Source organism: Nocardia crassostreae (assembly GCF_001613405.1).
Classification (GTDB): domain Bacteria; phylum Actinomycetota; class Actinomycetes; order Mycobacteriales; family Mycobacteriaceae; genus Nocardia; species Nocardia crassostreae.
The window spans coordinates 80657-103676 of sequence record NZ_BDCH01000010.1 but is presented as its reverse complement, the minus strand read 5'-3'; the positions used below and the strand labels follow the sequence as shown (position 1 = coordinate 103676).

General features: G+C 66.5%; 24 protein-coding genes and 1 pseudogene. 16 read left to right on the top strand and 9 right to left on the bottom strand.

Annotated features, from left to right (window positions below; genetic code table 11):
- Positions 1–8: 8 nt before the first annotated feature.
- Positions 9–983: an NAD(P)-dependent oxidoreductase gene (locus tag NC4_RS05265; RefSeq protein WP_084528514.1), complete on the bottom strand. Its 975-nt coding sequence runs from the start codon at positions 981–983 to the stop codon at positions 9–11.
- Entirely contained in the window at positions 902–1777 is an 876-nt protein-coding gene (locus NC4_RS05260; RefSeq protein WP_067533046.1) for an NAD(P)-dependent oxidoreductase, read from the bottom strand. Before NC4_RS05260 ends, NC4_RS05265 begins: the two co-directional genes overlap by 82 nt.
- 177 nt (positions 1778–1954) lie before the next feature.
- Here NC4_RS05260 and NC4_RS05255 point away from each other — a divergent pair, with 177 nt between their 5' ends.
- Positions 1955–2269, top strand: coding sequence for a winged helix-turn-helix transcriptional regulator (locus NC4_RS05255; protein WP_067533266.1), 315 nt, complete (start codon positions 1955–1957; stop codon positions 2267–2269).
- Positions 2270–2288: 19 nt separating this feature from the next.
- On the opposite strand, the gene NC4_RS05250 is transcribed toward NC4_RS05255, so the two are convergent.
- Positions 2289–3401, bottom strand: a complete 1113-nt coding sequence (locus tag NC4_RS05250) for a glycerate kinase (RefSeq protein WP_067533043.1) — start codon at positions 3399–3401, stop codon at positions 2289–2291.
- A gap of 97 nt (positions 3402–3498) precedes the next feature.
- Here NC4_RS05250 and NC4_RS05245 point away from each other — a divergent pair, with 97 nt between their 5' ends.
- The gene (locus NC4_RS05245) at positions 3499–3831 is read left to right on the top strand and encodes a GNAT family N-acetyltransferase (RefSeq protein WP_067533040.1); all 333 of its coding nucleotides are present in this window, start codon (positions 3499–3501) and stop codon (positions 3829–3831) included.
- A 68-nt stretch (positions 3832–3899) separates the two neighbouring features.
- On the opposite strand, the gene NC4_RS05240 is transcribed toward NC4_RS05245, so the two are convergent.
- A complete protein-coding gene (locus NC4_RS05240) occupies positions 3900–4661 on the bottom strand; it encodes a lysophospholipid acyltransferase family protein (RefSeq protein WP_067533037.1) in 762 nt (253 codons plus the stop codon).
- A 157-nt stretch (positions 4662–4818) separates the two neighbouring features.
- Here NC4_RS05240 and NC4_RS05235 point away from each other — a divergent pair, with 157 nt between their 5' ends.
- From NC4_RS05235 to NC4_RS05225, 3 genes and pseudogenes are all read left to right on the top strand, one after another.
- Positions 4819–5433 carry a YqgE/AlgH family protein gene (locus NC4_RS05235; RefSeq protein ID WP_067533033.1) on the top strand — a complete coding sequence of 205 codons (615 nt, stop codon included), beginning with the start codon at positions 4819–4821 and terminating at the stop codon, positions 5431–5433.
- Positions 5434–5477: 44 nt separating this feature from the next.
- Positions 5478–5982 (top strand): annotated as a pseudogene (locus NC4_RS05230) (sigma-70 family RNA polymerase sigma factor).
- Positions 5979–6692, top strand: a complete 714-nt coding sequence (locus tag NC4_RS05225) for an anti-sigma factor family protein (RefSeq protein ID WP_067533030.1) — start codon at positions 5979–5981, stop codon at positions 6690–6692. Before NC4_RS05230 ends, NC4_RS05225 begins: the two are co-directional and overlap by 4 nt.
- Before the next feature lie 174 nt (positions 6693–6866).
- Here NC4_RS05225 and NC4_RS05220 read toward each other — a convergent pair whose 3' ends face one another.
- The 3 genes from NC4_RS05220 to NC4_RS05210 all read right to left on the bottom strand — a co-directional run bounded on the left by NC4_RS05220 (position 6867) and on the right by NC4_RS05210 (position 9141).
- Complete coding sequence (locus tag NC4_RS05220) at positions 6867–7547, bottom strand: ABC transporter permease (RefSeq protein ID WP_369690677.1); 681 nt, start codon at positions 7545–7547, stop codon at positions 6867–6869.
- On the bottom strand, positions 7547–8497 hold the full coding sequence (locus tag NC4_RS05215; RefSeq protein ID WP_067533027.1) for an ATP-binding cassette domain-containing protein: 951 nt from the start codon (positions 8495–8497) through the stop codon (positions 7547–7549). Before NC4_RS05215 ends, NC4_RS05220 begins: the two co-directional genes overlap by 1 nt.
- Positions 8498–8628: 131 nt before the next feature.
- Positions 8629–9141, bottom strand: a complete 513-nt coding sequence (locus tag NC4_RS05210) for an EXLDI protein (RefSeq protein WP_067533024.1) — start codon at positions 9139–9141, stop codon at positions 8629–8631.
- Between the two features lie 147 nt (positions 9142–9288).
- Here NC4_RS05210 and NC4_RS05205 point away from each other — a divergent pair, with 147 nt between their 5' ends.
- Genes NC4_RS05205 through NC4_RS05190 form a run of 4 tightly spaced genes read left to right on the top strand, consistent with a single transcriptional unit; the run spans position 9289 to position 13784 of the window.
- On the top strand, positions 9289–10995 hold the full coding sequence (locus NC4_RS05205) for a thiamine pyrophosphate-binding protein (protein WP_067533020.1): 1707 nt from the start codon (positions 9289–9291) through the stop codon (positions 10993–10995).
- The gene (locus NC4_RS05200; protein WP_067533017.1) at positions 10992–11648 is read left to right on the top strand and encodes a DUF8713 domain-containing protein; all 657 of its coding nucleotides are present in this window, start codon (positions 10992–10994) and stop codon (positions 11646–11648) included. The genes NC4_RS05205 and NC4_RS05200 overlap by 4 nt, the downstream gene beginning before the upstream one ends.
- A gap of 10 nt (positions 11649–11658) precedes the next feature.
- The gene (locus NC4_RS05195; RefSeq protein ID WP_067533013.1) at positions 11659–12699 is read left to right on the top strand and encodes a 3-oxoacyl-ACP synthase III family protein; all 1041 of its coding nucleotides are present in this window, start codon (positions 11659–11661) and stop codon (positions 12697–12699) included.
- Positions 12696–13784 carry an aminotransferase class I/II-fold pyridoxal phosphate-dependent enzyme gene (locus NC4_RS05190; RefSeq protein WP_067533010.1) on the top strand — a complete coding sequence of 363 codons (1089 nt, stop codon included), beginning with the start codon at positions 12696–12698 and terminating at the stop codon, positions 13782–13784. The genes NC4_RS05195 and NC4_RS05190 overlap by 4 nt, the downstream gene beginning before the upstream one ends.
- Here the strand turns inward: NC4_RS05190 and NC4_RS05185 are convergent.
- Positions 13738–14706, bottom strand: a complete 969-nt coding sequence (locus NC4_RS05185; protein WP_067533007.1) for a bile acid:sodium symporter family protein — start codon at positions 14704–14706, stop codon at positions 13738–13740. The genes NC4_RS05190 and NC4_RS05185 overlap by 47 nt on opposite strands.
- Positions 14707–14813: 107 nt before the next feature.
- Here NC4_RS05185 and NC4_RS05180 point away from each other — a divergent pair, with 107 nt between their 5' ends.
- The 7 genes from NC4_RS05180 (at position 14814) to NC4_RS38690 (ending at position 22557) form a co-directional block, all read left to right on the top strand.
- Positions 14814–15725 (top strand): TIGR04222 domain-containing membrane protein, encoded by a 912-nt coding sequence (locus tag NC4_RS05180; protein ID WP_067533004.1) that lies wholly within the window; start codon positions 14814–14816, stop codon positions 15723–15725.
- Entirely contained in the window at positions 15722–16711 is a 990-nt protein-coding gene (locus NC4_RS05175) for an MbnB/TglH/ChrH family RiPP precursor modification enzyme (protein ID WP_084528549.1), read from the top strand. The genes NC4_RS05180 and NC4_RS05175 overlap by 4 nt, the downstream gene beginning before the upstream one ends.
- Complete coding sequence (locus NC4_RS05170; RefSeq protein WP_067533001.1) at positions 16708–17058, top strand: SCO6045 C-terminal-like domain-containing protein; 351 nt, start codon at positions 16708–16710, stop codon at positions 17056–17058. Before NC4_RS05175 ends, NC4_RS05170 begins: the two co-directional genes overlap by 4 nt.
- 58 nt (positions 17059–17116) lie before the next feature.
- A complete protein-coding gene (locus NC4_RS05165; protein WP_067532998.1) occupies positions 17117–17413 on the top strand; it encodes a hypothetical protein in 297 nt (98 codons plus the stop codon).
- A gap of 50 nt (positions 17414–17463) precedes the next feature.
- Positions 17464–18312 carry a GNAT family N-acetyltransferase gene (locus NC4_RS42180; protein ID WP_245721498.1) on the top strand — a complete coding sequence of 283 codons (849 nt, stop codon included), beginning with the start codon at positions 17464–17466 and terminating at the stop codon, positions 18310–18312.
- A 909-nt stretch (positions 18313–19221) separates the two neighbouring features.
- A complete protein-coding gene (locus tag NC4_RS05155; RefSeq protein WP_157554300.1) occupies positions 19222–21972 on the top strand; it encodes a hypothetical protein in 2751 nt (916 codons plus the stop codon).
- A gap of 39 nt (positions 21973–22011) precedes the next feature.
- Positions 22012–22557: an SUKH-4 family immunity protein gene (locus NC4_RS38690; protein WP_169814724.1), complete on the top strand. Its 546-nt coding sequence runs from the start codon at positions 22012–22014 to the stop codon at positions 22555–22557.
- Here the strand turns inward: NC4_RS38690 and NC4_RS05150 are convergent.
- The gene (locus NC4_RS05150) at positions 22543–22872 is read right to left on the bottom strand and encodes a hypothetical protein (RefSeq protein ID WP_067532991.1); all 330 of its coding nucleotides are present in this window, start codon (positions 22870–22872) and stop codon (positions 22543–22545) included. The two genes, NC4_RS38690 and NC4_RS05150, sit on opposite strands and share 15 nt — an antisense overlap.
- Positions 22873–23020: the final 148 nt, after the last annotated feature.

The following is a 23020-nucleotide window of genomic DNA, read 5'->3' as shown; positions in this document are numbered from 1 at the left end:
GCAGGGGATCAGCCGCTGACGGGCGCGCCCCGCAGGATGGCGTAGGTCGAAGCCCGCTGATCCCCTTGCTCATTGGCGCGCAGCGCCTTGCTCCCGAAGACCCGGGCCGCGTGCACCAGGGTGGCGTCGACGCCCAGGGCTTCGCTGGTCTCCACCACGTGCCGGGCGCCCGCGTCCATCATGCGCAGGTGCGCCGGATCGGTGAAGCCCCCGGCGGCGGCCAGGGCCGCGACCCCGGCGTAGAACGGGGCCGTATCGCCCATGGCGCGCTGGGCGAAGGGCACGAACCGGTCGATCGGCTCACCGGCGCGATCGGTCATGGCCAGCGCCTGCTCGTAGGCCAGCAGATTGGGCAGGAACATGGTGTAGACCGCCTGGTAGTACAGCTGCGCGAGACCGTCTTCCGCACCGAGGTATTCGGCCGCGGACAGCCGGGCGAGCGTGTCCGCGTATGCGTCGAAGACCTGTTGCGGGCCGCTGTAGAAGATGAACGCGGACGGCTGTCCGAGGCCGTCGGGCTGCGACATGACGCCACCGGTCAGGAACTGCCCGCCATGGGCGCGAACCCACTTCGCGCCCCGGCGAGTGTTGTCCGGCGTGTCCGAGGACAGGTTCACGATCACCCGTCCGGACAGGCGGTGCGGAGCCTGGCCCAGGACGTCGTACATCGCCCCGTACTGGGTCAGGCTCAGCACCACCAGTTCATTGGCGTCCAGCGCCGCGGCCACGGTATCGGCCCGCCGGGCCCCGAGTTCGACCATCTCCTCGGCCTTGTCGGGACTGCGGTTCCAGACCGTCACCTCGAGTCCGGCCGCCAGGAACCGGCGCACCATGGCCTGTCCCATCAGGCCCAGCCCGATCACGGTGACGGCCCCGCGGGATGCACTGCGCTCGAACGACATCAGACGGTCTCGCCGCGCAGGATGCGGAAGACGGGCACGGCGTGCCCGGCCGCCTCGGAGATCTCGATCGCCCTGCGCCACAGCCCTTGCGAGACATGGGAGATGGTGGCGTCGACGCCGACCTCCTCGCTGGCGTCGATGATGTGCTGGGCCCCGGCGTCCATCATCCGGTAGGCCGACAGGTCACCCCAGCCGCCCTGCTGGGCGGTACCGGCGTATTCCTCCATGAAGAAGGGGTAGGCCCCGGCCGCGCGGACCGCGTACGGCAGGAACTTGGCGATGTCGTGGCCGGAGCGGTCGATCATGGCCAGCGCCTGATCGTAGGCAAGCATCCAGGGATGGAAGACGGTCAGCAGGGCCTGGTAGAAGACCTGGGCCAGACCGTCATCGGTGTCCAGGTACTCCTGCGGGCTCAGCGGCAGCAGCAGCTCGGAGACCTTGTCGAAGGTTTCGCGCGGACCGCTGTAGAAGATGTACGAGGCCGGATGCTCGATATTGTCACCGGCCGACATGACGCCGCCGGAGACGAATTCCGCACCGTGCGAACGAACCCAGGCCGCGCCCTTCCGCGCCTTCTCCGGGGAATCCGAGGACAGGTTGGCGATCACCTTGCCGGGCAAGTGATCCACGGCCTGGCCGAGCACATCGTACATGGCGGCGTAGTGGGTGAGGCTGAGCACCGACACCGCATTGGCGTCGAGCGCCTCGGCGACGGTGGCGGCGCGCTTGGCGCCGAGTTCGACCATGGCCTCGACCTTCTCGGGGCTACGGTTCCAGACGGTGACGTCGACGCCCGCCTTCAGGAGGGCCTTGACCATCGCCTGGCCCATCGGGCCAAGGCCGATGACGGAGATGGAGTGGGGCTGGTCAGACATGGTGTGTCCTGTTCGTATTTCGCGGTGATCGTGTCGGCGCCGGAATCGATACTGCGCGGAATCGGTAACCTCGGGAAGACCGCACGTTCGAGTGGGGTTGCTTACCTGAAGGTTCGAAATACGGTCAGGAGTAGCGCGGTGAGCCAATACGGTGACGCGGATCACGGTGTGTGCGGTATGTCCCTCGCCATCGATGTGGTCGGCGGAAAGTGGAAGCTGCACCTGATGTGGGTGCTCGGGGAGGGGCCGCAGCGGTTCGGGCAGATTCGCCGCATGCTGACGGGCGTGAGCGAGAAGGTGCTCGCGGAGAACCTGCGGCAGCTGGAGACCGGGGGCGTGGTGCACCGCGAGATCTACCCGGAAATCCCGCCGCGCGTGGAGTATTCGCTGACGCCGCTGGGCGAGGAGCTGAATATCGCGCTGAAGCCCCTGGAGCAGTGGGGCGATCGTAATCGCGACCGCATCCTCCAGGAGCTCGGCACCGCCGTCTAGTTCCGGCGCGCGGGCGGCGTCAGCGCGCCAGCCGCTCGCCGATCCGTTCCAGCAGGGCGGCCGCGTCGGCCATGGATCGGGCCGGATCGGGTTCCAGGTCCGAGAGTGCGTACGCGGCGCTGAATCCGGCGGATCGCACCTGGTCCGGGGTGAGCTGGACGCGGCCCGCCACGGCGATCACCGGGATACCGGCGTGCAGTGCCGCACCGGCGACGCCGATGGGCGCCTTACCGTGCAGGCTCTGGGCGTCCAGGGAGCCCTCACCGGTCACGACCAGATCGGCTCCGGCGAGCTGGGTGTCGAAGTCCACCAGGCCGAGCACCACGTCGATGCCCGGCCGTGCGACCGCGCCGAGCATCGCGATGGCCCCGAATCCGGTGCCGCCCGCCGCGCCCGCGCCCGGCTTGCCCGCGTAGTCGGTGCCGATCAGTTCGGCCCAATGCGTCAGCGCCACTTCCAGTACCGCGACCTCATCGGGTCCGGCGCCCTTCTGCGGTCCGTAGACCGCGGCCGCGCCGGTGGGGCCGAGCAGCGGATTGTCCACATCGCTGGCGAGCACGATGTGCGCCCCGGCCAGTCCGGGATGCAGCCCGGTCCGATCCACCCGCACGGCCTGGGCGAGTTTCGCGCCGCCGCAGGCCAATTCGCGACCGTCGGCGGTGAGGATGCGCAAGCCGAGGGCTTGGAGCATGCCCGCCCCGCCGTCGGTGGAGGCGCTGCCGCCGAGGCCGAGCACGATCTCGCGGGCCCCGCGCTCCAGGGCGTGCGCCATGACCACGCCCAGGCCGTAGGTGCTGACGTACAGGGGATCGAGGTGTCCGCCCGGCAGTTTCGACAGTCCGGTGACGGCGGCCAGTTCGATCACGGCCGTATCGCCGCGCATGGCGTACGCGGTGGTGAGGGGTTTCAGGGTGGGGCCGGGCGCCTCCAGCGTCACCCGCTCCCATCCGGCCGCGAGAAAGGCGTCGACGGTGCCGTCCCCGCCGTCGGCGACCGGTAACTGCCTGATCTGGGTCTGCGGTGCGCCGCGTTTGAGGCCCGTGGCGAGCGCGGCGGCCACCTGGGCCGCGGTCAGCGAGCCCTTGAACTTGTCCGGGGCGAGGATCACCCGGCGCGAGTGCGTGTCGGTCACTTCCACAGTGTGCGCAATATTCGGGATAACGACACGCCAGTCACATCCGTCTCGTAATACGGACAAATTGCAGCAAGCAAACGTTAGCGTCGTCGCTATGTCGAGTGAGTCGGACGCATCGATCGAGGTTCGCAAGAACACCGGGCTGGATCGCTTCGAGCTGTACGTCGACGGAAACCTCGCCGGTGTCACCGCCAACCAGGACACCGTCAACGAGCGCGCGTTCGTGCACACCGAGATCTATCCCCAGTACGAGGGCCAGGGCTTCGGGCGGAAGCTGGTGCAGGGCGCGCTCGACCGAACCCGCGACGAGGCCTACGGGATCCTGCCGCTGTGCCCGATGGTGCACCACTTCGTGGAATCGCGCCCCGAGTACCTGGCCCTGGTCCCGCAGTGGTCCAGACAGCGGCTCGGGCTCCCCCAGGGGTAGACAACTCTCGTAACTCTCAGGGGCAAGCACCTGAAACCCCGGATGCGCGAGGGGCGGCATTCGAGGCGTTAGTACGCCTTGACCGCGCCGTCGAGCGCGGTCTGCAATTCGTCGCGCACCACCCGCGTGATCTCGGCTGGTTTGGTCGGCAATTCCGCGACCGGCGTCCCGAAATAGAAGCTGGCCGACTTGGCCTCCTCCTTGGTGGGCTCCACCGCGGGATCGACGCGTGGCCCGTAACTGAGTCCCAGGCTCACCAGCACCGGATTCGCGCCGAGCTTCCTGGCCCGGAATGCGATGTGGCCGATGCCCGTTCCGACCGCCTGCACCTGGGTGTGGTCGACATCGTTGCAGGTGCCCTCCGGGAACACCGCCACTCCGTCCCCGCGCGCCATGCGCTCGGCGCAGACATCGATCATGCGCTGCCCGGCCGCATTGACCGCGCGAATACCGTGATCCTTCCCGCGGAAGACCGGAATGCCGCCCATCATGTCGATGCGGCCGCGCTGCTTGTCCTCCAGGAAGAGCTCGTCCTTGGCCAGCACCCGGGTGTGCCCGATGGCGGGCCGCAATGCGCTGCGCCAGGCCGCGGCGGCCACCGTGTAGGGATCCAGCTGGGAGAGGTGGTTGATGGAGATGAGCAGCGGCGGTCCCTGGAAGATGAACGCGGACAACTGTTCCCGCGCGCCCGGCGCATAGCTGATGCGCGGGTGGTAGCGCCGCCCGAGCAGCCAGTACGCGGCCTTCGCCTTCAGAAGATTCTGCTGGTGATCCCGATAGAAGTCGTACACCGCGTCACTGTTCTCGAGGACCACCTCGGGACGTTCCATGCCGCCACCCTAGCGAGCAACCGCCGCCCGCGCCCCCCGGAGATTCGGGGCATTACAGCCGCTTCGGGATCGTCTCCGGGAGCGTCGTGGTGCGGCGTAATCGGGCACTCGAGAATTAAGGGCCGCAATTGCGCTGTGCCGGTGCAATGATGGCGTTGTGGCACGCGCAGAGGAACACGGTGATCGTTCTCGACGCGAATTCCGGCATGAGGACCAGGTCGTCAGGCCCGGGACCCTGCTGGTGTCCGCAACCGACCTGGTGGAGCCGGCCTTCCGGCGCACGGTCGTGTACATCATCGAGCACAATGACGCCGGCAGCCTGGGTGTGGTGCTGAACCGGCCCAGTGAAACCGCCGTCCGGGACGTCCTACCGAATTGGGCCGAACACGCGGCGGGCCCGCAAGCCCTGTTCCTGGGCGGCCCGGTCAAACGCGATGCCGCCCTATGCCTGGCCACCGTGAAAGTGGGCGCCTCCTTCGCCGGTATTCCGGGCCTGCGCCGGGTGGACGGCCGGGTGGCGCTGGTGGATCTGGATGCCGATCCGGACACCATCGGACCGCTGGTCGAGGGCATCCGCGTATTCGCGGGCTATGCCGGGTGGACCTTCGGTCAGCTGGAGGGCGAACTGGATCGCGGCGACTGGATCGTGCTGTCCGCCCTGCCCACCGACCCGATCGCGGGCCGGGTCGATCTCTGGGCGCAGGTGCTGCGCCGCCAGCCGCTACCGCTGTCCCTGCTGGCGACGCACCCCATCGAGCTGGAACGCAATTGAACTGAATCCACCGGCTGTGTCGTGAACGGGTGCGGAGGTGACCGATGCCCGACGATCAAGCGGCTCTGCTGCGCGCGCTCTACGAGGAGCATGCGGCGGCACTGTGGCGCTATACGTTCGGGCTGGTCGGGGATCCGGGCCGGGCCGAGGACATCGTGCAGGAGACCCTGCTGCGCGCCTGGCAACGACCGGCGGTGCTCGATCAGTCCACGTCCTCGGCGCGCGTGGCTGTTCACGGTGGCCCGTAACCTGGCGGTGGACGAGCATCGCAGCGCCCGCAGCCGCCGCGAGTTCCACACCGATCATCCGCCGGAGCAACCGGTGGCCGATCAATCGGATCGGGCGCTGGACGGCTGGCTGGTCGCCGACGCGCTGGCGCGGTTGACCGTCGACCATCGCGATGTCATAGTCCGCGCCTACTACCGGGGCCTGTCCACCAATCAGATCGCCTCGGAGCTGGAAATTCCGGAAGGGACGGTGAAATCCCGCATGCACTACGGCATGCGGGCGCTGCGCCTGGTGTTGCAGGAGATGGGGGTGACGAGATGACCGAGGGCAATGAGCTCTGCGATGGCTACACCACCTGGGACGGCGCCTACGTGCTCGGCGCTCTCGCCCGGGACGAACGCCGCGAATACGAGGATCATCTCGCCGGTTGCGAGTACTGCCGGGCGGCGGTCGGGAAGCTGGCCGGGCTGCCCGGGCTGCTGGCGCTGGTGGACGAGGAGACCGCGGTCTCCATTGCGGCGCAGGAGGATCCGCCCGATTCCGTACCGCCGCCGCCGGAGCGCATGCTGCTCGAGTTGTCGGCGCGGGCCGAGCGGCAGCGCAAACTCACGCGGCTGCGGACCGTCGGCACGGCGGTGGCGGCCGCCGCGGCGGCGGTGCTGGTCGCGGTGCCGGTGACCGCGGAGATCGCGGGGCGGGATCGCCCGGCCGCGCAGCAGGTGATCGCCGAGGGCGAGCTGCGGCCGCAGGTGGAGACGTCGATCATCGCGACCTTCAAGGTGCTGCTGGTGGACGGGCAGACCCGGGTGGATATGACCTGCAGCTATCCGCCGTCGAATCACATCTATGCCTGGCAGCTGTCGCTGTGGGTGGTGCGGCAGGACGGGACGCAGTCGAAACTGTCGGAGTGGACGGCCAAACCGGGCGAGGTGTACACCCCGGACGGGACCACCTCCGTCGAGCCCGGCCAATTGCAGACCGTCCAGGTCCGCAATGCCGCGGGCGACGTACTGCTCGCCGCGGCCCTGTAGGACGCGGACGAAGACGGCGCACCCCTCATCGGATGCGCCGCCTTCGCTCCCGCGCCATTGCGGGGCCGGTTGGTTCCGGTGGATCAGGCGTTGGTCTTCTTCTTGAAGGTCGAAGCCGCCCAGATGTATCCGCCCACGCCCAGGACCGTGATCCAGCCCAGCGCCAGCCAGCCGTTATTGCCGATCTCGGTGCCCATGAGCAGGCCGCGAATGGTCTCCGCGATGGGGCTGAAGGGCTGGTATTCGGCGAACTGCTTCACACCGGCGGGCATGGTGTCGGTGGGCACCAGGCCACTGCCCAAGGAAGGGCAGCATGATGATCGGCATGGGCAGATTGGAGGCGCTCTCCGGGTTCTGGGCGATCAGGCCGAAGGCCACGCCCAGCCAGTCGAGGGCGAGGATGGTCAGGCCGACCAGACCGAAGGCGGCCAGCCATTCCAGCACATTGGCGTCGTGCGAGCGGAAGCCGATGAGCACGGCGACCAGCGTCATGACCGAGACGCCGAGCATGCCCTGGATCCAGGTGCCCGCGACCTGACCGGTCAGCATGGAGGTCTGCGAGATGTGCATGGTGCGGAATCGGTTGACCAGGCCCTGGGTCATATCCATGGCCACCGACACCGAGATGCCCGCGACGAGGTACGCCGGAATCATGAGCATCATGCCGGGGGCGAGGTAGTTGATGTACTTGTCGCCGCCGGTGGAGGATTCGAGCGCACCGCCGAAGATGTAGTTGAACAGCAGCAGCAGGAACACCGGCATGATGATCAAGCTGATGGTCATGGACGGATACCGCTTGGCGCGCAGCAGATTGCGGCGCAGCATTGTCGCCGAATCGGCAATGGCAGTGGACATTACGCGTTCTCCTTCGCGTAGCCGCCGGTGAGGGCGAGGAAGACGTCGTCGAGATCGGGGGTGTGCACGGACAGGCCTTCGGCCTCGACGCGGATCTCGTCGAGCCGGTCCAGGACCGCGCGCACCGACTTCACCGCGCCGTCGCTGGGGATGGCCAGGGTCAGATCGCCATTGGCCTGGGTGGCGTCGCCGAATGCCCGTGCGGCGGCTTCGAGTTGGTCGCGGTCGGCGAAGTCGAGCTTGATGTAGCCGCCGGGGACCAGCCGCTTGAGCTGATCGGCGGTGCCCTGGGCGACGATGCGGCCCTGGTACAGCACGGCGATCTGATCGGCCAGCTGATCGGCCTCTTCCAGGTACTGGGTGGTGAGGAAGATGGTGACGCCGCCCGCGACCAGATCGCGGATGATGTCCCACATGACGCGGCGGCTGCGCGGGTCCAGGCCCACGGTCGGCTCGTCCAGGAAGATGATGCGCGGATCGCCGACCAGGGTCATGGCCAGATCCAGACGACGGGTCATACCGCCGGAGAAGGTATTGGCCAGTTTGTCGGCGGCCTCCACCAGATCGAAGCGTTCCAGTAGTTCGTCGGCGATGCGCACGCTCTCGTTGCGCGGCAGATGGTGCAGATCGCCCATGAGGATGAGGTCCTCGCGGGCGGTGAGCAGTTCGTCGACCGCGGAGAACTGCCCGGTCACGCCGATGGCCGAGCGCACGCCCGCCGGTTGGGTGGCGAGATCGTAACCGCCGACGGCGATTTCGCCGCCGTCGGCGTGCAGCAGCGTGGACAGGATCTGCACCGTGGTGGTCTTACCGGCGCCGTTCGGGCCGAGCAGCGCGAAGATGCTGCCCTCCGCGACCTTGAAATCGATGCAGTCGAGCACGATGTGCTCACCGAAGGATTTGCACAGGCCCGCGACGGAAATGGCCGCCGGTTGCTCGTTGTACAACATGAGTCCCTATCATAAATTGATATGCATGAATGCATGCGTCATCTAAACCGTGCCCGCGAGGCGTCGGACAAAAGCGTCTTACCTCTTCAGTTGTGTAACAGTTGTTTTCGAATCAGATGCCGGGGCTCGGATCAGATGTCGAGATCCTCGACGCGGGGATGATTAGCGGCATCGGTGACCCGGATGTACAGCTGGTCCGGGATCTTGCCCTTCAGGTCTTCGATCTTGTCGAAGACCTCGAGTTCGAAGTCGCCCCAATCCTGTTCGCCGACGCCGAGCATGCGGCGCCAGTTCTTGATGTCCTTCAGGAAGCCGTCGGTGGGGAATTCGTCCCACCGCGAGATGTGGCTGTGCACCGCGTACGCGCCTTTGCGTGTGCGGTACACCCGTATGTCTTCGCTCGCCGCGTCGCCCATATGGTGCCACTCGGCCAGTAGAGTGGCGGCGAAGCGAACTTGCCGCACGCCGTCCTTACCGACCTTCAGGATTACCTCGTCGTAACCCTCCAGGCGGCCTTCCTCGAGCTCGATGAAACGCCGCAGCGCCGTTACGATCGCGCCCGAAAGGTTGCCGCCGACCAGCTCTTGGGCCCGCTGGAACAGCTTCGTGTCCTCATCGGAAACGTAAATCGTCTTGTTCGGCATGATCCCACTATACGTAGACGTATACATACATGGCAAGCCCCTGTCCGGAATCCCCTCCCAACCGGCTGATTGAACCGTCAGCTATCGGCGTTCGTATCCCGAGTACGAGACTCGGGCATCCGGTGCCAGCCACCGAAGGGAGCGCCGATGCATAGCGGAACACGGGTCGTGGACCACCTCGTAAAGGCCATCTACGGACTGGGCGTGCGGCACGTCTTCGGCGTGGACGGCGCCAATATCGAGGATCTCCACGATACCGCGTTCGACCATCGGGACCTGATCACGGCGGTGGTGGCCAAGCTCGAGTTCTCGGCGGCGACCATGGCCGACGGCTATGCGCGATCCACCTCCGGATTCGGGGTGGTGGCCGCCACCTCGGGCGGGGGCGCCATGAATCTGGTGGCCGGGCTGGCCGAATCCTTCACCTCGCGCGTGCCGGTGCTGGCTTTGGTCGGGCAGCCGCCGACGGTCCTGGAAGGCAAGGGCGCCTTCCAGGATTCGAGCGGGCGGGCGGGCGCGTTCGACGCGGTGCGGCTGTTCACGCCGATCGCGCGGTACTGCGCCCGCGTCGCCGCGCCCGCCGACCTGCCCGCGCACCTGATCCGGGCCGTGACCGCCGCACGCCGGGGCGGGCCCGCGGTCCTGTTGCTGCCCAATGACGTTCAGCAGGCCGATCTGGTCGCACCCCCGTTCACGCCGCCCGCCCGCGGCTACCGCCGGTTGTGGCGGGTCGTGCACGCGGTGCGGGCGGCGCGGGCCACCGGGAAGGTGGTGATCATCGCCGGGGATCAGATCGCCCGCGACGACGCCCGGGCACAGCTGGCCCGGGTGGCGGCGCTGCTGGACGCGGCGGTGGGCGTGGCCCCGGAGGCCAAGGACGTGTACCACCACGGTGATCCGGGATTCTGCGGCGTCGCGGGCAGCATGGGGCATCCCGAACTGGCGGACGCGCTGCACAATGCGGCGCTGTGCCTGCTGATCGGCACCCGCATGCCGGTCACCGCGCGGGCCGGACTGGACGAGGTGCTCGCGGGCGTAGCCCTGGCCAGCGTCGAAGCCGATCCGCCGTTCCTGCCGTCGGCGCATGTGCGCAGCAGCGATCTGGCGCTCACGCTCGATGAGCTGGGCACCGAATTGTCCCGTCCGGCAACGACATCCGAGACGAGTACGCGGTGGGCTCCGCTCACGGCGGCGGATTCGCGGCGCGGCCGGATGCTCACGCCCATCACGGTGCCGCCCTCGGACGGACCCGGACTGCGGTACCGGGAGGTGGTGGAGACCGTCAACGCGGCGCTGCCCGACGGGGCCGATGTCTTCGCCGACGCCGGGAATACGGGGGCCGCCGTGGTGCATCATCTGCGGCTGCCGCGCGGCGGGCGGTTCACCGTCGCGCTGGGCATGGGCGGGATGGGGTACGCGTTCGGCGCGGGCATCGGATCGGCCTTCGCCCGCGGGCGGCGCGGCGACGGGAGCATCCGGCGCACCTTCGTGATCGCCGGGGACGGCTCGTTCTTCATGCACGGCATGGAGATCCACACCGCCGTCGAGTATCGGCTGCCCATCACCTTCGTGGTGCTCAACAACAACGCACACGCCATGTGCATTACGCGCGAACAGCTGTACTATGGAGACCGCTACAGCTTCAACAGGTTCCGACCGGCGTATCCTGGCGCCGGTATGGCCGCCATGTTCCCGGATCTGTGCACGCACGCACCCACCACCCCGGCCGGACTCGCCGCAGGGCTGCGGCACTGCCGCGGCCGCTCCGGACCGTCCTTCATCGCCGTCGACTGCGATCCCGACGAAATCCCGCCCTTCACGCCGTTCCTGACGGCACCCAGGAGAAAACCGTGACCACCAGCGCCCTGCCCGCACTCAGCGACATACCCGAAGTCATTCCCGGCGTGCTGCGCATCGAGAATTCCGACCGCGAGGCCACCACCCCGATCATTCTCGACATGCTGCGATCGGTGTATCCGCACGAGCAGATATTCGGCGAATACTGCACGGTGCAGGGCTATATCGACGCGCCGCCACGGGAGCTGTACGACTATCTGAGCGATACCCGGTGCCTGGAGGAATGGACCTACAGCCTGCGCGGATTCACCGAAACCGAGGAGCCGGGGCTGTGGATATCGTATGACCGGCTGGGCGACAGCACCCGCATCTACACCCGCACCGTCACCAATCCACAGGCCATGACGGTGGATTATCACTGCGCCTGGGATCAGGGCGAGCACCTGTGGATGATCTACCTGCTGCGGGTGGTGGACGCGCAGGTGGTGTTCGACAAGCCCGGGTCGGTGGTGCTGTGGACCAACTGCCATCACCCGTTCTACGACCGGAATCCCTACGCGGACACCGCACCCGAGAAACGCAAGGTGTGGGTCGGGGATTTCTGGGAGATGTTCTCCGCCGGACATCAACTGGAGTTGGACAATCTCAAGGCGATCGCCGAGTACCGGGTGGCGCACGGCCTGCCCATCACCCCCGCCTGGATGAAATGAGCGGTGTGCCATGGACTTCACCGATCCCGCCCTGCGGACGCCGCCTGTCAGCCTGGTCGATGTCACCGGTTACCTCCCCGGAGAACCGGTCGGCACCGAGTACTTCACCCAGTTCTCCCGCTCCGGGCGGATGGCCAAGAATGTCATGTTCCGCGCGCCGAAGGCGCGGCACCATGTCGCGCGGGGTGAGACGGCCGTGGACATGGTGGAGCGGGCCGTCGCTCCGCTGATCGAACGCCATGGGTCGGCAATGATCTCGAATATCGATGTGCTGCTGACGCATACGCAGCTACCGGACAATCCGGCGCTGGGGCCGGGCCCGGAGGTGGCGCGACGGCTCGGTATGCGGCCGGGCTGGGTATTCGATGTGCACAATGGCGGGTGCGCGGCCTTCGTGCACATGATGTGGCTGGCGCGGACCATTCTGCAGACCACCGGTGCGCGCACCGCTCTCATTGCCGCCACCCAGAATTGCGCCGGCACCGTGTTCACCCAGCCCGATATCCGCAAGCTGGCGCAGGCCCCGGTGCCCGGGGACGGCTGCGGCGTCGGTCTGCTGGTGAAGGACAACAGCGCGCCCATTCTCGATATCGAATGCCGCACCTATCCGGAGTTCGCCGGGGATATGGACTTCAGCACCGGCTCGGAGCGCAGGTATTGGGAGCCGGGCGAGGGCCAGGGGTGCGTCACCTTCACCGAGTCCAAGGTCGCCAAGGTGTTCACCCGGGGTAATCGCCTGGTGCCGGAGGTGGCCCTGGCGGTGTGCGAGCGCATCGGGGTGAAGGGGCGCGATATCGACACCTTCGTCACCAATCAGCCCAATCGGCTGTTCCTGCGCAATTGGAACGACGCCCTGGAACTGCCCGCCGAACGGCATCCCGACACCTTCGACCGGTGCGGAAACCTGTTCGCCGCGGGCATTCCCGTCACCCTGGACGCCGAGAACTCGGCGGGGCGGCTGCGCAATGGTTCGGTGGTGCTCATGGCGGCCTTCGCGCACGCCGGGGATTTCGCGGGCGCCGCGGCGGTGCGCTGGGGAGCGGCGCGATGAGCGAGCCGTGGGTGGATACGGTCTCCTATGACCTGAGTCTGAGCGAGAATCCGTTTCCGCCACTGCCTTCCGTGCGCGCCGCGCTGGAGGACTGCATGCTGCGGGCGAACCGGTATCCGGAGTTCCTGCCCACGCTGCTGCCGCGGCTGATCGCCGATCATGTCGGGGTACGGGCCGCGCAGGTGGTGGTCGGATCCGGGGCGACCGGGGTGGCCATGCAGATCATGCAGACGCTGGCCGCGCCCGGATCCCCGTTCGTCTATGCCGCACCGACTTTCGACGGATATCCGATCATGGCCGGAATGATCGGGTTGACGCCCGTGCCGGTGCCGCTCGATACGCGCGGGCGCCAGGATCTGTGGGCCATGGCGGCGGCGGTGGACGAGCGCACCGGGCTGGTGGCGGTGTGCCGCCCGCACAATCCGACCGGAACCGTCATCCCGGCCAGTGAACTCAAGGCGTTCCTGTGCGCCGTACCGGCGTCCGTGCCGGTGATCCTGGACGAGGCCTACGTCGAATTCCTCAGTGCTGCGGCCACTCTCGACGTGCTGGAGCTGGTGGACAGGCATCCGAACGTGGTGGTGCTGCGCACCTTCTCCAAGGCGTACGGCCTGGCCGGATTGCGCATCGGCTACGCCTTCGGCGCGGCGGCGATCGCGGCGCGGGTACAGCGGCTGCAACTGCCCTTCGGGGTGCCCAGCAGCGCCGTGACCGCGGTGGCCGCCTCGTACGCGGCGCAGGCCGAGCTGGGCGAGCGCATCCTGCGCATCACCACCGAACGGGAGCTGCTGCGAACGGCCCTGCGCCGCAGTGGTATCCGAGTGCCGCGCAGCAGCGGCAACTTCCTGTACCTGCCCGGTCGCGATATCGCACCGGCGCTGGCCCGCGCCGGGATCCTGGCCAAGCGCTATCCGGACGGCAGCGCCCGCATCGCGGTCGGCGATCCGGCGGCCGGACGGGCGGTGCTGCGGGCCCTGGGCGCGCGGCCGACGCCGAATGTGCATCCGCTGCGCCGCGACGACAGCCGCGACTCGGCGCTCACGGTGCGGTCCGAGCCCAGCGTTGTGCGAGCGCCGCACAGGTGATCAGCTGAATCTGATGGAAGATCATGAGCGGCAGCACGATCAGGCCGACCGGGGAGGCGGCGAACAACACCGTGGCCATGGGCAGACCGGTGGCCAGGCTCTTCTTGGAACCACAGAACACCACCACGATCCGATCGCCGCGGTCGAAACCGGCCAGCCGCCCGGCCAGCGCGGTGGCGGTGAGCACCAGCGCCAGTAGCGCGGCGCACACCGCGGCCAGCAGCAGAATCCGCCAGGGCGACAACGTATGCCAGATGCCCTCGACCATGCCCGCGCTGAAGGCGCTGTAGACCGCCAGCAGGATCGAGCCGCGGTCCACCAGTTTCGTCGGCTCGGCGTACTTCGCCAGCAACCCTTCGACCTTGGGGCGGATCAACTGGCCGAGGAAGAACGGCACCAGCAGTTGCAGCACGATATCGACGATCGCGGACGGGTCGACCTTCGCCTGTCCGGTGGTGTTCATCAACAGGATCACCAGCGCCGGGGTGAGGAACACGCCCAGCAGGTTGGACAGTGTGGCGCTGACGATCGCGCCCACCACATTGCCTTTGGCGATCGAGGTGAAGGCGATGGAGGACTGCACCGTGGAGGGCACCAGGCACAGAAAAAGCAGGCCGGTATAGAGATCCTCGGTCAGCACCGCGGGCGCCAGCACATGCGCGGCCAACCCGAGCAGCGGGAAGAGCACGAAGGTACAGGCCAGCACCACCACGTGCAGCCGCCAATGCTTCAAACCGGCGAGCGCCTCCTGTGGATGCAGGCGCGCGCCGTACAGCAGGAACAGCAAAGCGATAGCGATCTTCGTCAGCCAGTCCACAACCGTCGCGGCGTCGCCGCGCGCCGGAAAGACGCTGGCCACGGCCACGGTGGCGAGAATCGACAGGATGAATCCGTCGATATAGAACTTGCGGAGCAATCGCACCGACCCAGGCTAGCCATCTGGAAAATTCCCTTGTTCACACCCATCCCCACGCGCGCGATACTCGAGGTGATCGACTTTCCAGACGACTCCCGAGGGGGGAATCGCCTATGGTCACCTGGACCTCCCCGGCCGCGGCCGCACTCCTTGCCGCCGACACCTGGGGAATTCCGAGCGAAGCGTTCCTCTGGGCCTACATCCTGACCGGGGTCGCCGCGGTCACCTACGGACTGCTCCAGCGCGCCAGGATCATTCGCGAGAGCGGCGGCCCGGATCGGCCGGACCATCCGCTGTATCCGGTCGAGACGGCCATGCTGGTCGACGACCGCCGTCCGGTCCTGGTCGGTCTCGCACAACTGCGCGAGCATCGGCTCATCGGCCCCTCCGGCGGTCCGATCGGACCGCGCGCCGTGGACGAACGAGCACTGGACCAGCTCTCCCGGCAGCTGTACGAGCGGCTCTACACCTCCGACGACCGGAAGGTGCCCGCCCTGTCCACGGCCGTGAAAGGTCCGGTGGACGCGCTGCGGATCGTACTGAGCGAGCGCGGCTACCTGTTCGGACGGCAAGAGCGAAAAGCCCTGTACCTCGCGGCGATTCCGGTGGTCGCACTGCTGCTCGGCGGCCTGCGGGTCTATGCGGGCCTGGAGAACAACCAGCCGATCATCTGGCTGATCCTCGCCATGTTCGCGCTGCTCATCTGTTTGCGCCTGGTGACCTATTCACCGCGCCTGACACCGCGCGGCCGCGCCACCCTCGAGGAATCCCGCCAGCGCTACGGCTACCTCGAACCCCGCAACTCCCCCGCCTACGGCGCCTACGGCCCCGGCACCGTGCCCCTGGCCGTCGCGCTCTTCGGCGCACAGGTGCTGTGGGCGGTCGATCCCGAACTCGCCGACGCCACCAATACCGTGGCCACCAGTGACGGCGGCTCGGGCGGCAGCAGCTGCTCCACCGGCGGCAGCGACGGCGGAGGCGGCGGCAGCTGCGGCGGCGGGTGCGGCGGCGGGTGCGGCGGATGACCGGGCCGGTTTCCGGACCGGATCCGGCAGCACGGTCGAGACCGGCGAATGATGCCGGGCCGCTGCCGGATTCGGCCTTGGGTGTGGGGTGGCGGCGGGAGATCTGCGGGATCATCGCGGCGCTGGAGGGGATCGGGTTCTGCGAGGTGATCGCGGAATCGCTGGCCGTGGCGGCACCGCGTAAGAGACGGCGCGCCGGGGTCGGACGCCTGATCGGAAACAGCGGTCGACGGGCAGTCGACTCGCCGCCCAACCGTGACGTGCTGGTTCCGGAGGAACTTTCGGCTCTGATCGAGCGGGGTATACGTGTTGTACCGCACGGTATTTCGCTGTCTCTCGGCGGCGCGGAGCCGGTGGCCGACGAGCGGGTCGCGCACCTGGCCGAGTGTGCGCGGGCGCTGGATGCGCCGCTGGTGAGCGAGCACATCGCATTCGTGCGGGCGGGCGGGCTGGAGGCGGGGCATCTGCTGCCGGTGCCGCGTACCCGGCAGGCGCTCGACGCCTTGGCCCGCAATATCTCTCGCACCCAGCGGGACCTCGAGGTTCCGCTGGCGGTGGAGAACATCGCGGCGCTGTTCGAGTGGCCCGATGCCGAGTTCACCGACGCGGAGTTCCTACAAGAGCTGGTGGAGCGGACGGGTGTGTATCTGCTCATCGATATCGCCAACGTTTATGCCAATGCCCGCAACAGATCTCGTGATCCGCTCACCGAATTGCGGCGACTGCCCGCCGAGCGCATCGCCTACTGCCATGTGGCGGGCGGGCAGGAAGCGGGCGGCCGCTACCACGACACCCACGTCCATCCGGTCCCGCCGGAGGTGCTCGCGCTGGTCCGCGAGTTCACCGCCGACCATGCGGTGCCGCTCATGCTGGAGCGGGACGGGAACTATCCCCTCGCCACCGAGCTGCTCGCCGAATTGAACGCCATTGCGGGCGAATCCAACCGCCCGTCGATCACCCTGCGCGCCGGAGTACTGTCGCCGTGACCGAGTCCGCCGCGAAATCCCTCGCCCAGCAACAGGAAGAGCTGGTGCGCGCCCTAGTCGCCGGAGCCGAACCGCCGCCCGGTTTCGACCACGCCGACCTCTCCGCGGCGGCCCACGCGCTCCTGCACAAGCGGGCCGAGGAGGTGGCGCGCCGCTACCCCTTGCTCGCCCACCGCTGCGGCGGCGAGTTCACCGCGCTGTTCGTCGCCTGGGCGCGTGCCCGCCCGAAGTTGAGCACCCCCGCCGACGCCGCCGCCTTCGCCGCGCAGCACGACCTGCCCGATCCGCGGCCGTCCGAAAGCAGGTGGACCGCGCTGCGCGCACGCATCCGCCGCACCGATGCGTGAGTGCTAATGTCGGCATGAGTTAGCTGGACAGTCCTGCCCATCCCGGAAAGGAAGCTCCATGACCACCGCTCATGCCGCTCACACCGATCACGACCATGTGCACGGTGCCGATTGCGGCCACGTTGCCGTCCCACACGGCGACCATGTCGACTACGTCCACGACGGCCACCTGCACAAGGCCCACGACGGCCACTTCGACAAATGCGAACCCACCGTTCACGTGGCCCACGACAGCCACGACCACAAGCACGGCGAAGGCTGCGGCCACGTCGCCGTCCCGCACGGCGACCACGTCGACTACATCCACGACGGCCACCGCTACGCCGCCCACGACGGGCACTACGACGAGCACTGAGCTCGCCTCCGGCCGCTACGCGCCGACGCCCGTGCGCGAGGATGCCGAATATGGCGCTCTTCCACCGCGATCCGCGTAACGGCTTCCGCCCGAATCCGCCCCCGGCGATCGGTACGGCCAGCCGCGAACTGGCCCGCTTCACCCTTCTCGGCCGCGAAGTCGTCCTGCGGCAGACCCTAATCGCCCCGGGCGGCCGCACGGGCTGGCACTTTCACGACGGAACGCTGCTGGTGCTGGTCACCGGCAGCGCCCTCGATCACCCGGGCCTGGACTGCGCCCCCGTCACCAAACGCCCATGGCGCGTCTTCCGCGAACCCAGCGGCCGCGCCAATGCGCACCTGGCCCGCAACAGCGGCCCGAACCCCTTGCGCCTGACCGTCCTCTACATCAATCCCCCCCCCCGGCAGCCCCCTCTCCCGCAACGTTCCCCCACCACCCTGCGCCGCCGAGCCCTGAGGCATGCTGACCTCATGATCGAGGTTGTCACCGTCTCCACCGAACAGGACCTAGCCGACGCCTACGCCATCCGCGTCGAAGTCTTCGTCACCGAACAAGGCGTGCCTCGGGAACTGGAACTCGACGAACTCGATGCCACCGCCGACCACTTCCTCGCCCGCTTCGACGGCGAACCGGTGGGCGCCGGTCGCCTGCTCGTCCGCGAAAACATCGGCGTCCTCGGCCGTTTGGCCGTCCTGAAGCAAACTCGCGGCACCGGCCTGGGCGTCGCCCTGGTCCGAGCCATCGAAGACCGCGCCCGCCAGCGCGGCCTGACCGCGGTCGAACTCCACTCCCAAACCCAGGCCCAGGGCTTCTACGAACGCCTCGGCTACACCGCCTACGGGGATATCGACGACGACGCGGGCATCCCCCACATCTGGATGCGCAAGACGCTCAACTGATTCAAGCCACCGGTTCGAGATCGAATCGGCCCAGGCGGTGTGGAGCAATCCGCCATCGAACTTGAATTCGGGATTTAGCAGCAGGTTTCGCTGCGTTACGCAAGCGGGCTTGACAAGCGGGTCCTCTTCGGTGACGATCGGTACAGCGCTATAGATGTGCCTTCACCCCAGTTCCCGGGGCAATCCACCACACGCACCAGTCGAGCGCCCTGGGGTGGTCGAGATTCGGGGCATAACTGCATCTCCCGCAAAGGCGCACTTTCAATGGATTTCGCTCGGTCCGCGACCGACCGGCTGATCGCACGCCCTCGAGACAATCCCTGATTCGGGTTCATCTTCGAGTTCAAGACAGTTAGTCACATTCGGTGGGCTTGGGTCGCATCGGGCTGGAATCCGCACCCTTCGATCCCGAGCTGCGCGCAGCTCGGGATTTTTCGTACCCACACCCGAAAGCGTGCGAACCATGCTCGAAATTTGCAGTCCTGCAACCACCTGCCGCAGCGGCAATACCGCGCCATCGTCAGTCACACGTCGGATTCCTGCCGCCCGTTGCCATGGGGAGTCATGATGACGATCACTCCTCTCGCAGCGTCGGACTCTGCGGCATGGATTGCGAGGCAGGCCCCGTCCTGGGACCGGATGGTCCCGGCTCGCGCAGACGTGAATTCTGCTGGCAGCAACAACAATTCCGACACTGTTGTCCGAGTGCACAACTTCTCGGTGCGTTCGCCCGAGGAAGCTGTCGCGAAGTATGCGCGGATTCTGAACGCCAACGATTTGATGGCTGGTGCTTCGGCAGGTCCGGTGCAGGTGTCGCCCGTAGGCCGGCCTGTGTCGCCCACGGACTTGTACAGTCCTGAGCCTCCACCGGGCGCGACCGTAGGTCCACCTCCCGCGTCGTTGGAGGACATGGTTCGCGATCAGGTGAACCGGGCGCCTTCGGGGCAGGACCAGCCGCCGTCGGTGCAACAGCAACCGGTGACGCCTCCGGCGGCGTCGAATCCATCCGCGCCCAATCCCGCGAACCCGGCACCCGGTGGCGGGAAGCCTAGTGCCTTCGAGCAGATGTACTCCCCTGAGAGCAACGCGGGTGTGCCTGGCGCGGAGATGGCGCCGTTCATGCCCACTGTGGAGGTAGCGCCGGAACCCGAAGCCCCGGTCGTCAATCCGGATGTGCTGGCGTTTCCCGATATCGGTGACCACACGGTCGGTGAGAGCTGGGATCAAGAGTTGGGTGATGGGGTCACGCTGCATTACACGATCCCTGAAGGGAACGGTCTGAACACCGTCGATGTCACCATCGAGGCCAATGGCGTGGTGGTCGGGACCGCGCGGGTGGCGCGCGCTGAGACCGGGCCCGGGTATCGGTGGTGGAACACCGGTGTCGGTGGTCATTCGTCGTACTTCGAGACAGGTGACCCGGCTCAGGGCGGATACGGCCAGACCTTCCTCACCGGCGCCTCGACCGCCGGCGCGCCGAGCAGCCAGTTCACAGTCGGCCCGAACTGGTCGTGGGTGGCGACCCCGTCCTACGACACCAACGGCAACCCGATCGGCGTCGATATCGGTGTCCGCAACGGGCAGGGCCTCTACGACAACGAACACCAAGACCTGCACGGCTTCACGACCCTGACACAGACCGGCCGAGACGCCCACGGCGGTCTCACCTCCGTGTTCGCCGGCCAACTCGACAACACCGGCCGCGGCTGGATTCTCGACGCCAACGGCCGCCCCGCCGAACACTTCCTCGACGGCAACAACAACCCGGTCATCATCTCCACCGACCCGATCACCGGCAAGAAGATCGTCGAGTTCGCCGGCGGGCGAAACACCTTCGACTCCGACGACAACTGGATTGGGCACGTCAAGTTCGGCGTCAACGGGGAAGTCATCTCCGGTTGGGAAAAGGACGCCTGGTATTCGACCCAGCTCACCGAATACCGGCGCGACTGGTTGAGCCGCCTTCGCGAGGAGATCATCGACCCCATCACCGGCCTCCGAGGTGAGGTCCGCCGCCTCGGCGACCGCACCAAAATCACCTACACCGACGGTACTGAGATCCTCCTCGACCGCCACGGCAACCCGATCAACACCCGCAGCCTCGCTGAGAAGGCCACTGCGGCCGTGCTCAATTTCGGTAGAGGCGGACTGCGCAATGCCGCGGGCATGCTCGAAGGTCTTACCGCCATCGCCGGGCTCAACGACGCCATCAACATCGGCGGCGGCCTGCTCGGCTTCAAACCGAACTTGATCACCCAAGGGGAAGCACAGGAAGGGCTGCTCCTCGGTATCGGCGGCATGCTTCTCGCCGACACCACCGCGGCCGTGGGCACCCTGTGGGGCGGATACAAATCCCTGACCGGCCAACAAAGCTGGGGCAAGACCTGGAGCGACGCGTGGCACGCCGCACTCAACAGCTACAACGAAAGGTCCAAATTCTTCCTCGGCACCGACTGGACAGGATTCGCAGACCACCCCGCCGAAACCCTCGGCTCCGCCACCGTAGGTGTCGGAGCCTTCTTCATCCCCATCAAAGGCCCCCGCATCCGCGGAAAGGGAACACCGGGAGCCCCCGGCACCTCCAAACCCGCACCCACCAAACCAACACCGAAAACCCAAGGTCCCGCGGCCAACACGAAACCTTCCCTCGCGACTGCGAAACCAAATCTGGCACGACAAGCCAAGGCGGCCAACAGCATCGTCGATCAAGCACCATCAATCCCCCGCGAGGCCTATCAGCGCCCTGAGTTCGGCGCGCCACTGCGCGAGATCCTGCGCACCGAAGCAGACATCAACCAATCAGCAGCTAACGCCATCATCGAACTCGAACAACAACTGCAGTTCGAAGCCCGAGTGCCACGAACGGAGCGATCGCGTGTCAACGCACATGCAAGTGCGCATGGTTCAACGCCTGCACGAAGGTCGCCCTCAGGACACCAGTCACCAAGTGGCGGTACGTCAGGCAGTGCTAGAAACTCCTCCAGTGGTGCTGTTCCTCCTGCCGGACCAAGATCCGGCCCCAACCCGACCGGGACAGGCACACCTGGTGGCGGTGGCGGAACTCGTGGCGGGAATCCCAATCCAGGGCTATCCCGTCACCAGCAGTTGAAAGATAAGTCGCTGAACAAGAAGGAAAACGTCGAACCACCAACCCCTGTGCCTACTAGAAACGCTCAAGGCCACTATGAGGTTCAGATGGCAAGGGTAGACCATTGGGCCAAGAACAGCTTCCGACGCAAAGCCGTAATTATGGAGCGCGCATCAAGCAAGAATCCGCTCACGCGCAAACCAGATTCGGTGCAAGCCAGAAGCGGAGCTGCGCAAAGATCGATTCGAAGAGAATACAAGCGCCTGATTAGAAGAGAATATCGAGCAAAGATCGATGAGCTAAATCGACTACTAGCACGGAAGGTTATCAACCAGACCCAGTACGATTGGCTACGAGCCAAGGCAGATTACATCAGGCGCAGACGCCTCGATCGCCTTAGAACCAGAGAGATGGACCATCTCGTCGAGCTGCAGCTGGAAGGGCTGGATGCCCGCGTCAACCTTGCAGCGTTGGAGGATATCACCAATCATGGAATTGGCCAGCAGATCAGGAACCAGCTCATCCATATTCCGGATGGTGCTCCAGTCATCATCAAGGTGGTGAAATGGTAGATCTCTTGCTAATCTTGAATGCAAGTAGGCGATCTCTTAATGGAGGATGAAATGGTGAGCGCGGAAGAATACCAGCGCGCATGGGAGTCATGGGGAGGAAGCCTTTCGATTCCTATCGATGCATGGAAATCCATTTTTGAAGCTCCAGAGGACTCGTACCCAAGTGTTGATTCGCTTCCCGTGAGTTTATCCTTCCTTTACCGAGCGTTCTCGGAAAGAATAGATATGTATAGCAGGGTGGATCTTAGATATCATCCCGAAGATGAAGATGGAATAATTCCCACGGTGTTACTGGGAACCGTCCCCGACGAGGACGACATCCTGTACCTATTCGATACCCGTTCCGGATCAGTCATTCAAATAGATCTTCAAGATGGCATACCGGAAACCATAAATTCAAGCCTTCGGGCATTCGTCGAGTTCCTTTATCACTTTGCGATCTTCGCGTACGCCGACCAGGGTGCAGAGGGCCGTTCCGACCGGGCGCGCGAGCTCCGTTCGGTGCTGACGCGTATCGACCCTTCAGCGTTTCTTGAAGCAGATTCATGGTGGTCGACGACTTTCCGCGGTTTAGAGTCCGCCTGATTCTCTGCGGCTACCCGCCGTGAGGCTGTTGGTTAGAACTGTGAGTATTGCCCTGTCCCAGGGGGTTGCCTCGGCGCCGGCGAGGATGGCGTCGAGGAGTGGGGCGGTGGCGAGGGTGCCGGCGCCGTGGTGGCCGGTGGCGCGGGCGCTGGCTATGACGGCCTGGATGAAGATCGCGTAGGCCTCCGGGCGGGAGGTGACGATCGTGCTGTCTGAGGATTCGAGTTGCTGGAGCAGCGCCTCGACTGCGTCGATCACGTCGCACAGGACGTTGATCTCGATGTCACGTGTGGCGGTCGCGGGGTGGTCGAACATCGTTGGAACCTCCCGGGATTCGGGGAATCGGGGTGTGGGAACAGCACACCACCGGCGGCGCGGATCAGCGCGTGTCGTACTGCAATTCTCAGAATCTGGCCCAAACCCCCAGGTAGGCGGTCAAACTGAAAGTGAATCGCTGCCGGAC

Coding starts and splice junctions, on each gene's coding strand:
- NC4_RS05260 (WP_067533046.1), bottom strand. CDS start 1,777: ATGTCTGACCAGCCCCACTCCATCTCCGTCATCGGCCTTGGCCCGATG.
- NC4_RS05255 (WP_067533266.1), top strand. CDS start 1,955: ATGTCCCTCGCCATCGATGTGGTCGGCGGAAAGTGGAAGCTGCACCTG.
- NC4_RS05245 (WP_067533040.1), top strand. CDS start 3,499: ATGTCGAGTGAGTCGGACGCATCGATCGAGGTTCGCAAGAACACCGGG.
- NC4_RS05240 (WP_067533037.1), bottom strand. CDS start 4,661: ATGGAACGTCCCGAGGTGGTCCTCGAGAACAGTGACGCGGTGTACGAC.
- NC4_RS05225 (WP_067533030.1), top strand. CDS start 5,979: ATGACCGAGGGCAATGAGCTCTGCGATGGCTACACCACCTGGGACGGC.
- NC4_RS05220 (WP_369690677.1), bottom strand. CDS start 7,547: ATGTCCACTGCCATTGCCGATTCGGCGACAATGCTGCGCCGCAATCTG.
- NC4_RS05215 (WP_067533027.1), bottom strand. CDS start 8,497: ATGTTGTACAACGAGCAACCGGCGGCCATTTCCGTCGCGGGCCTGTGC.
- NC4_RS05210 (WP_067533024.1), bottom strand. CDS start 9,141: ATGCCGAACAAGACGATTTACGTTTCCGATGAGGACACGAAGCTGTTC.
- NC4_RS05205 (WP_067533020.1), top strand. CDS start 9,289: ATGCATAGCGGAACACGGGTCGTGGACCACCTCGTAAAGGCCATCTAC.
- NC4_RS05195 (WP_067533013.1), top strand. CDS start 11,659: ATGGACTTCACCGATCCCGCCCTGCGGACGCCGCCTGTCAGCCTGGTC.
- NC4_RS05190 (WP_067533010.1), top strand. CDS start 12,696: ATGAGCGAGCCGTGGGTGGATACGGTCTCCTATGACCTGAGTCTGAGC.
- NC4_RS05180 (WP_067533004.1), top strand. CDS start 14,814: ATGGTCACCTGGACCTCCCCGGCCGCGGCCGCACTCCTTGCCGCCGAC.
- NC4_RS05175 (WP_084528549.1), top strand. CDS start 15,722: ATGACCGGGCCGGTTTCCGGACCGGATCCGGCAGCACGGTCGAGACCG.
- NC4_RS05165 (WP_067532998.1), top strand. CDS start 17,117: ATGACCACCGCTCATGCCGCTCACACCGATCACGACCATGTGCACGGT.
- NC4_RS42180 (WP_245721498.1), top strand. CDS start 17,464: ATGGCGCTCTTCCACCGCGATCCGCGTAACGGCTTCCGCCCGAATCCG.
- NC4_RS05155 (WP_157554300.1), top strand. CDS start 19,222: ATGGTTCGCGATCAGGTGAACCGGGCGCCTTCGGGGCAGGACCAGCCG.
- NC4_RS38690 (WP_169814724.1), top strand. CDS start 22,012: ATGGAGGATGAAATGGTGAGCGCGGAAGAATACCAGCGCGCATGGGAG.
- NC4_RS05150 (WP_067532991.1), bottom strand. CDS start 22,872: ATGTTCGACCACCCCGCGACCGCCACACGTGACATCGAGATCAACGTC.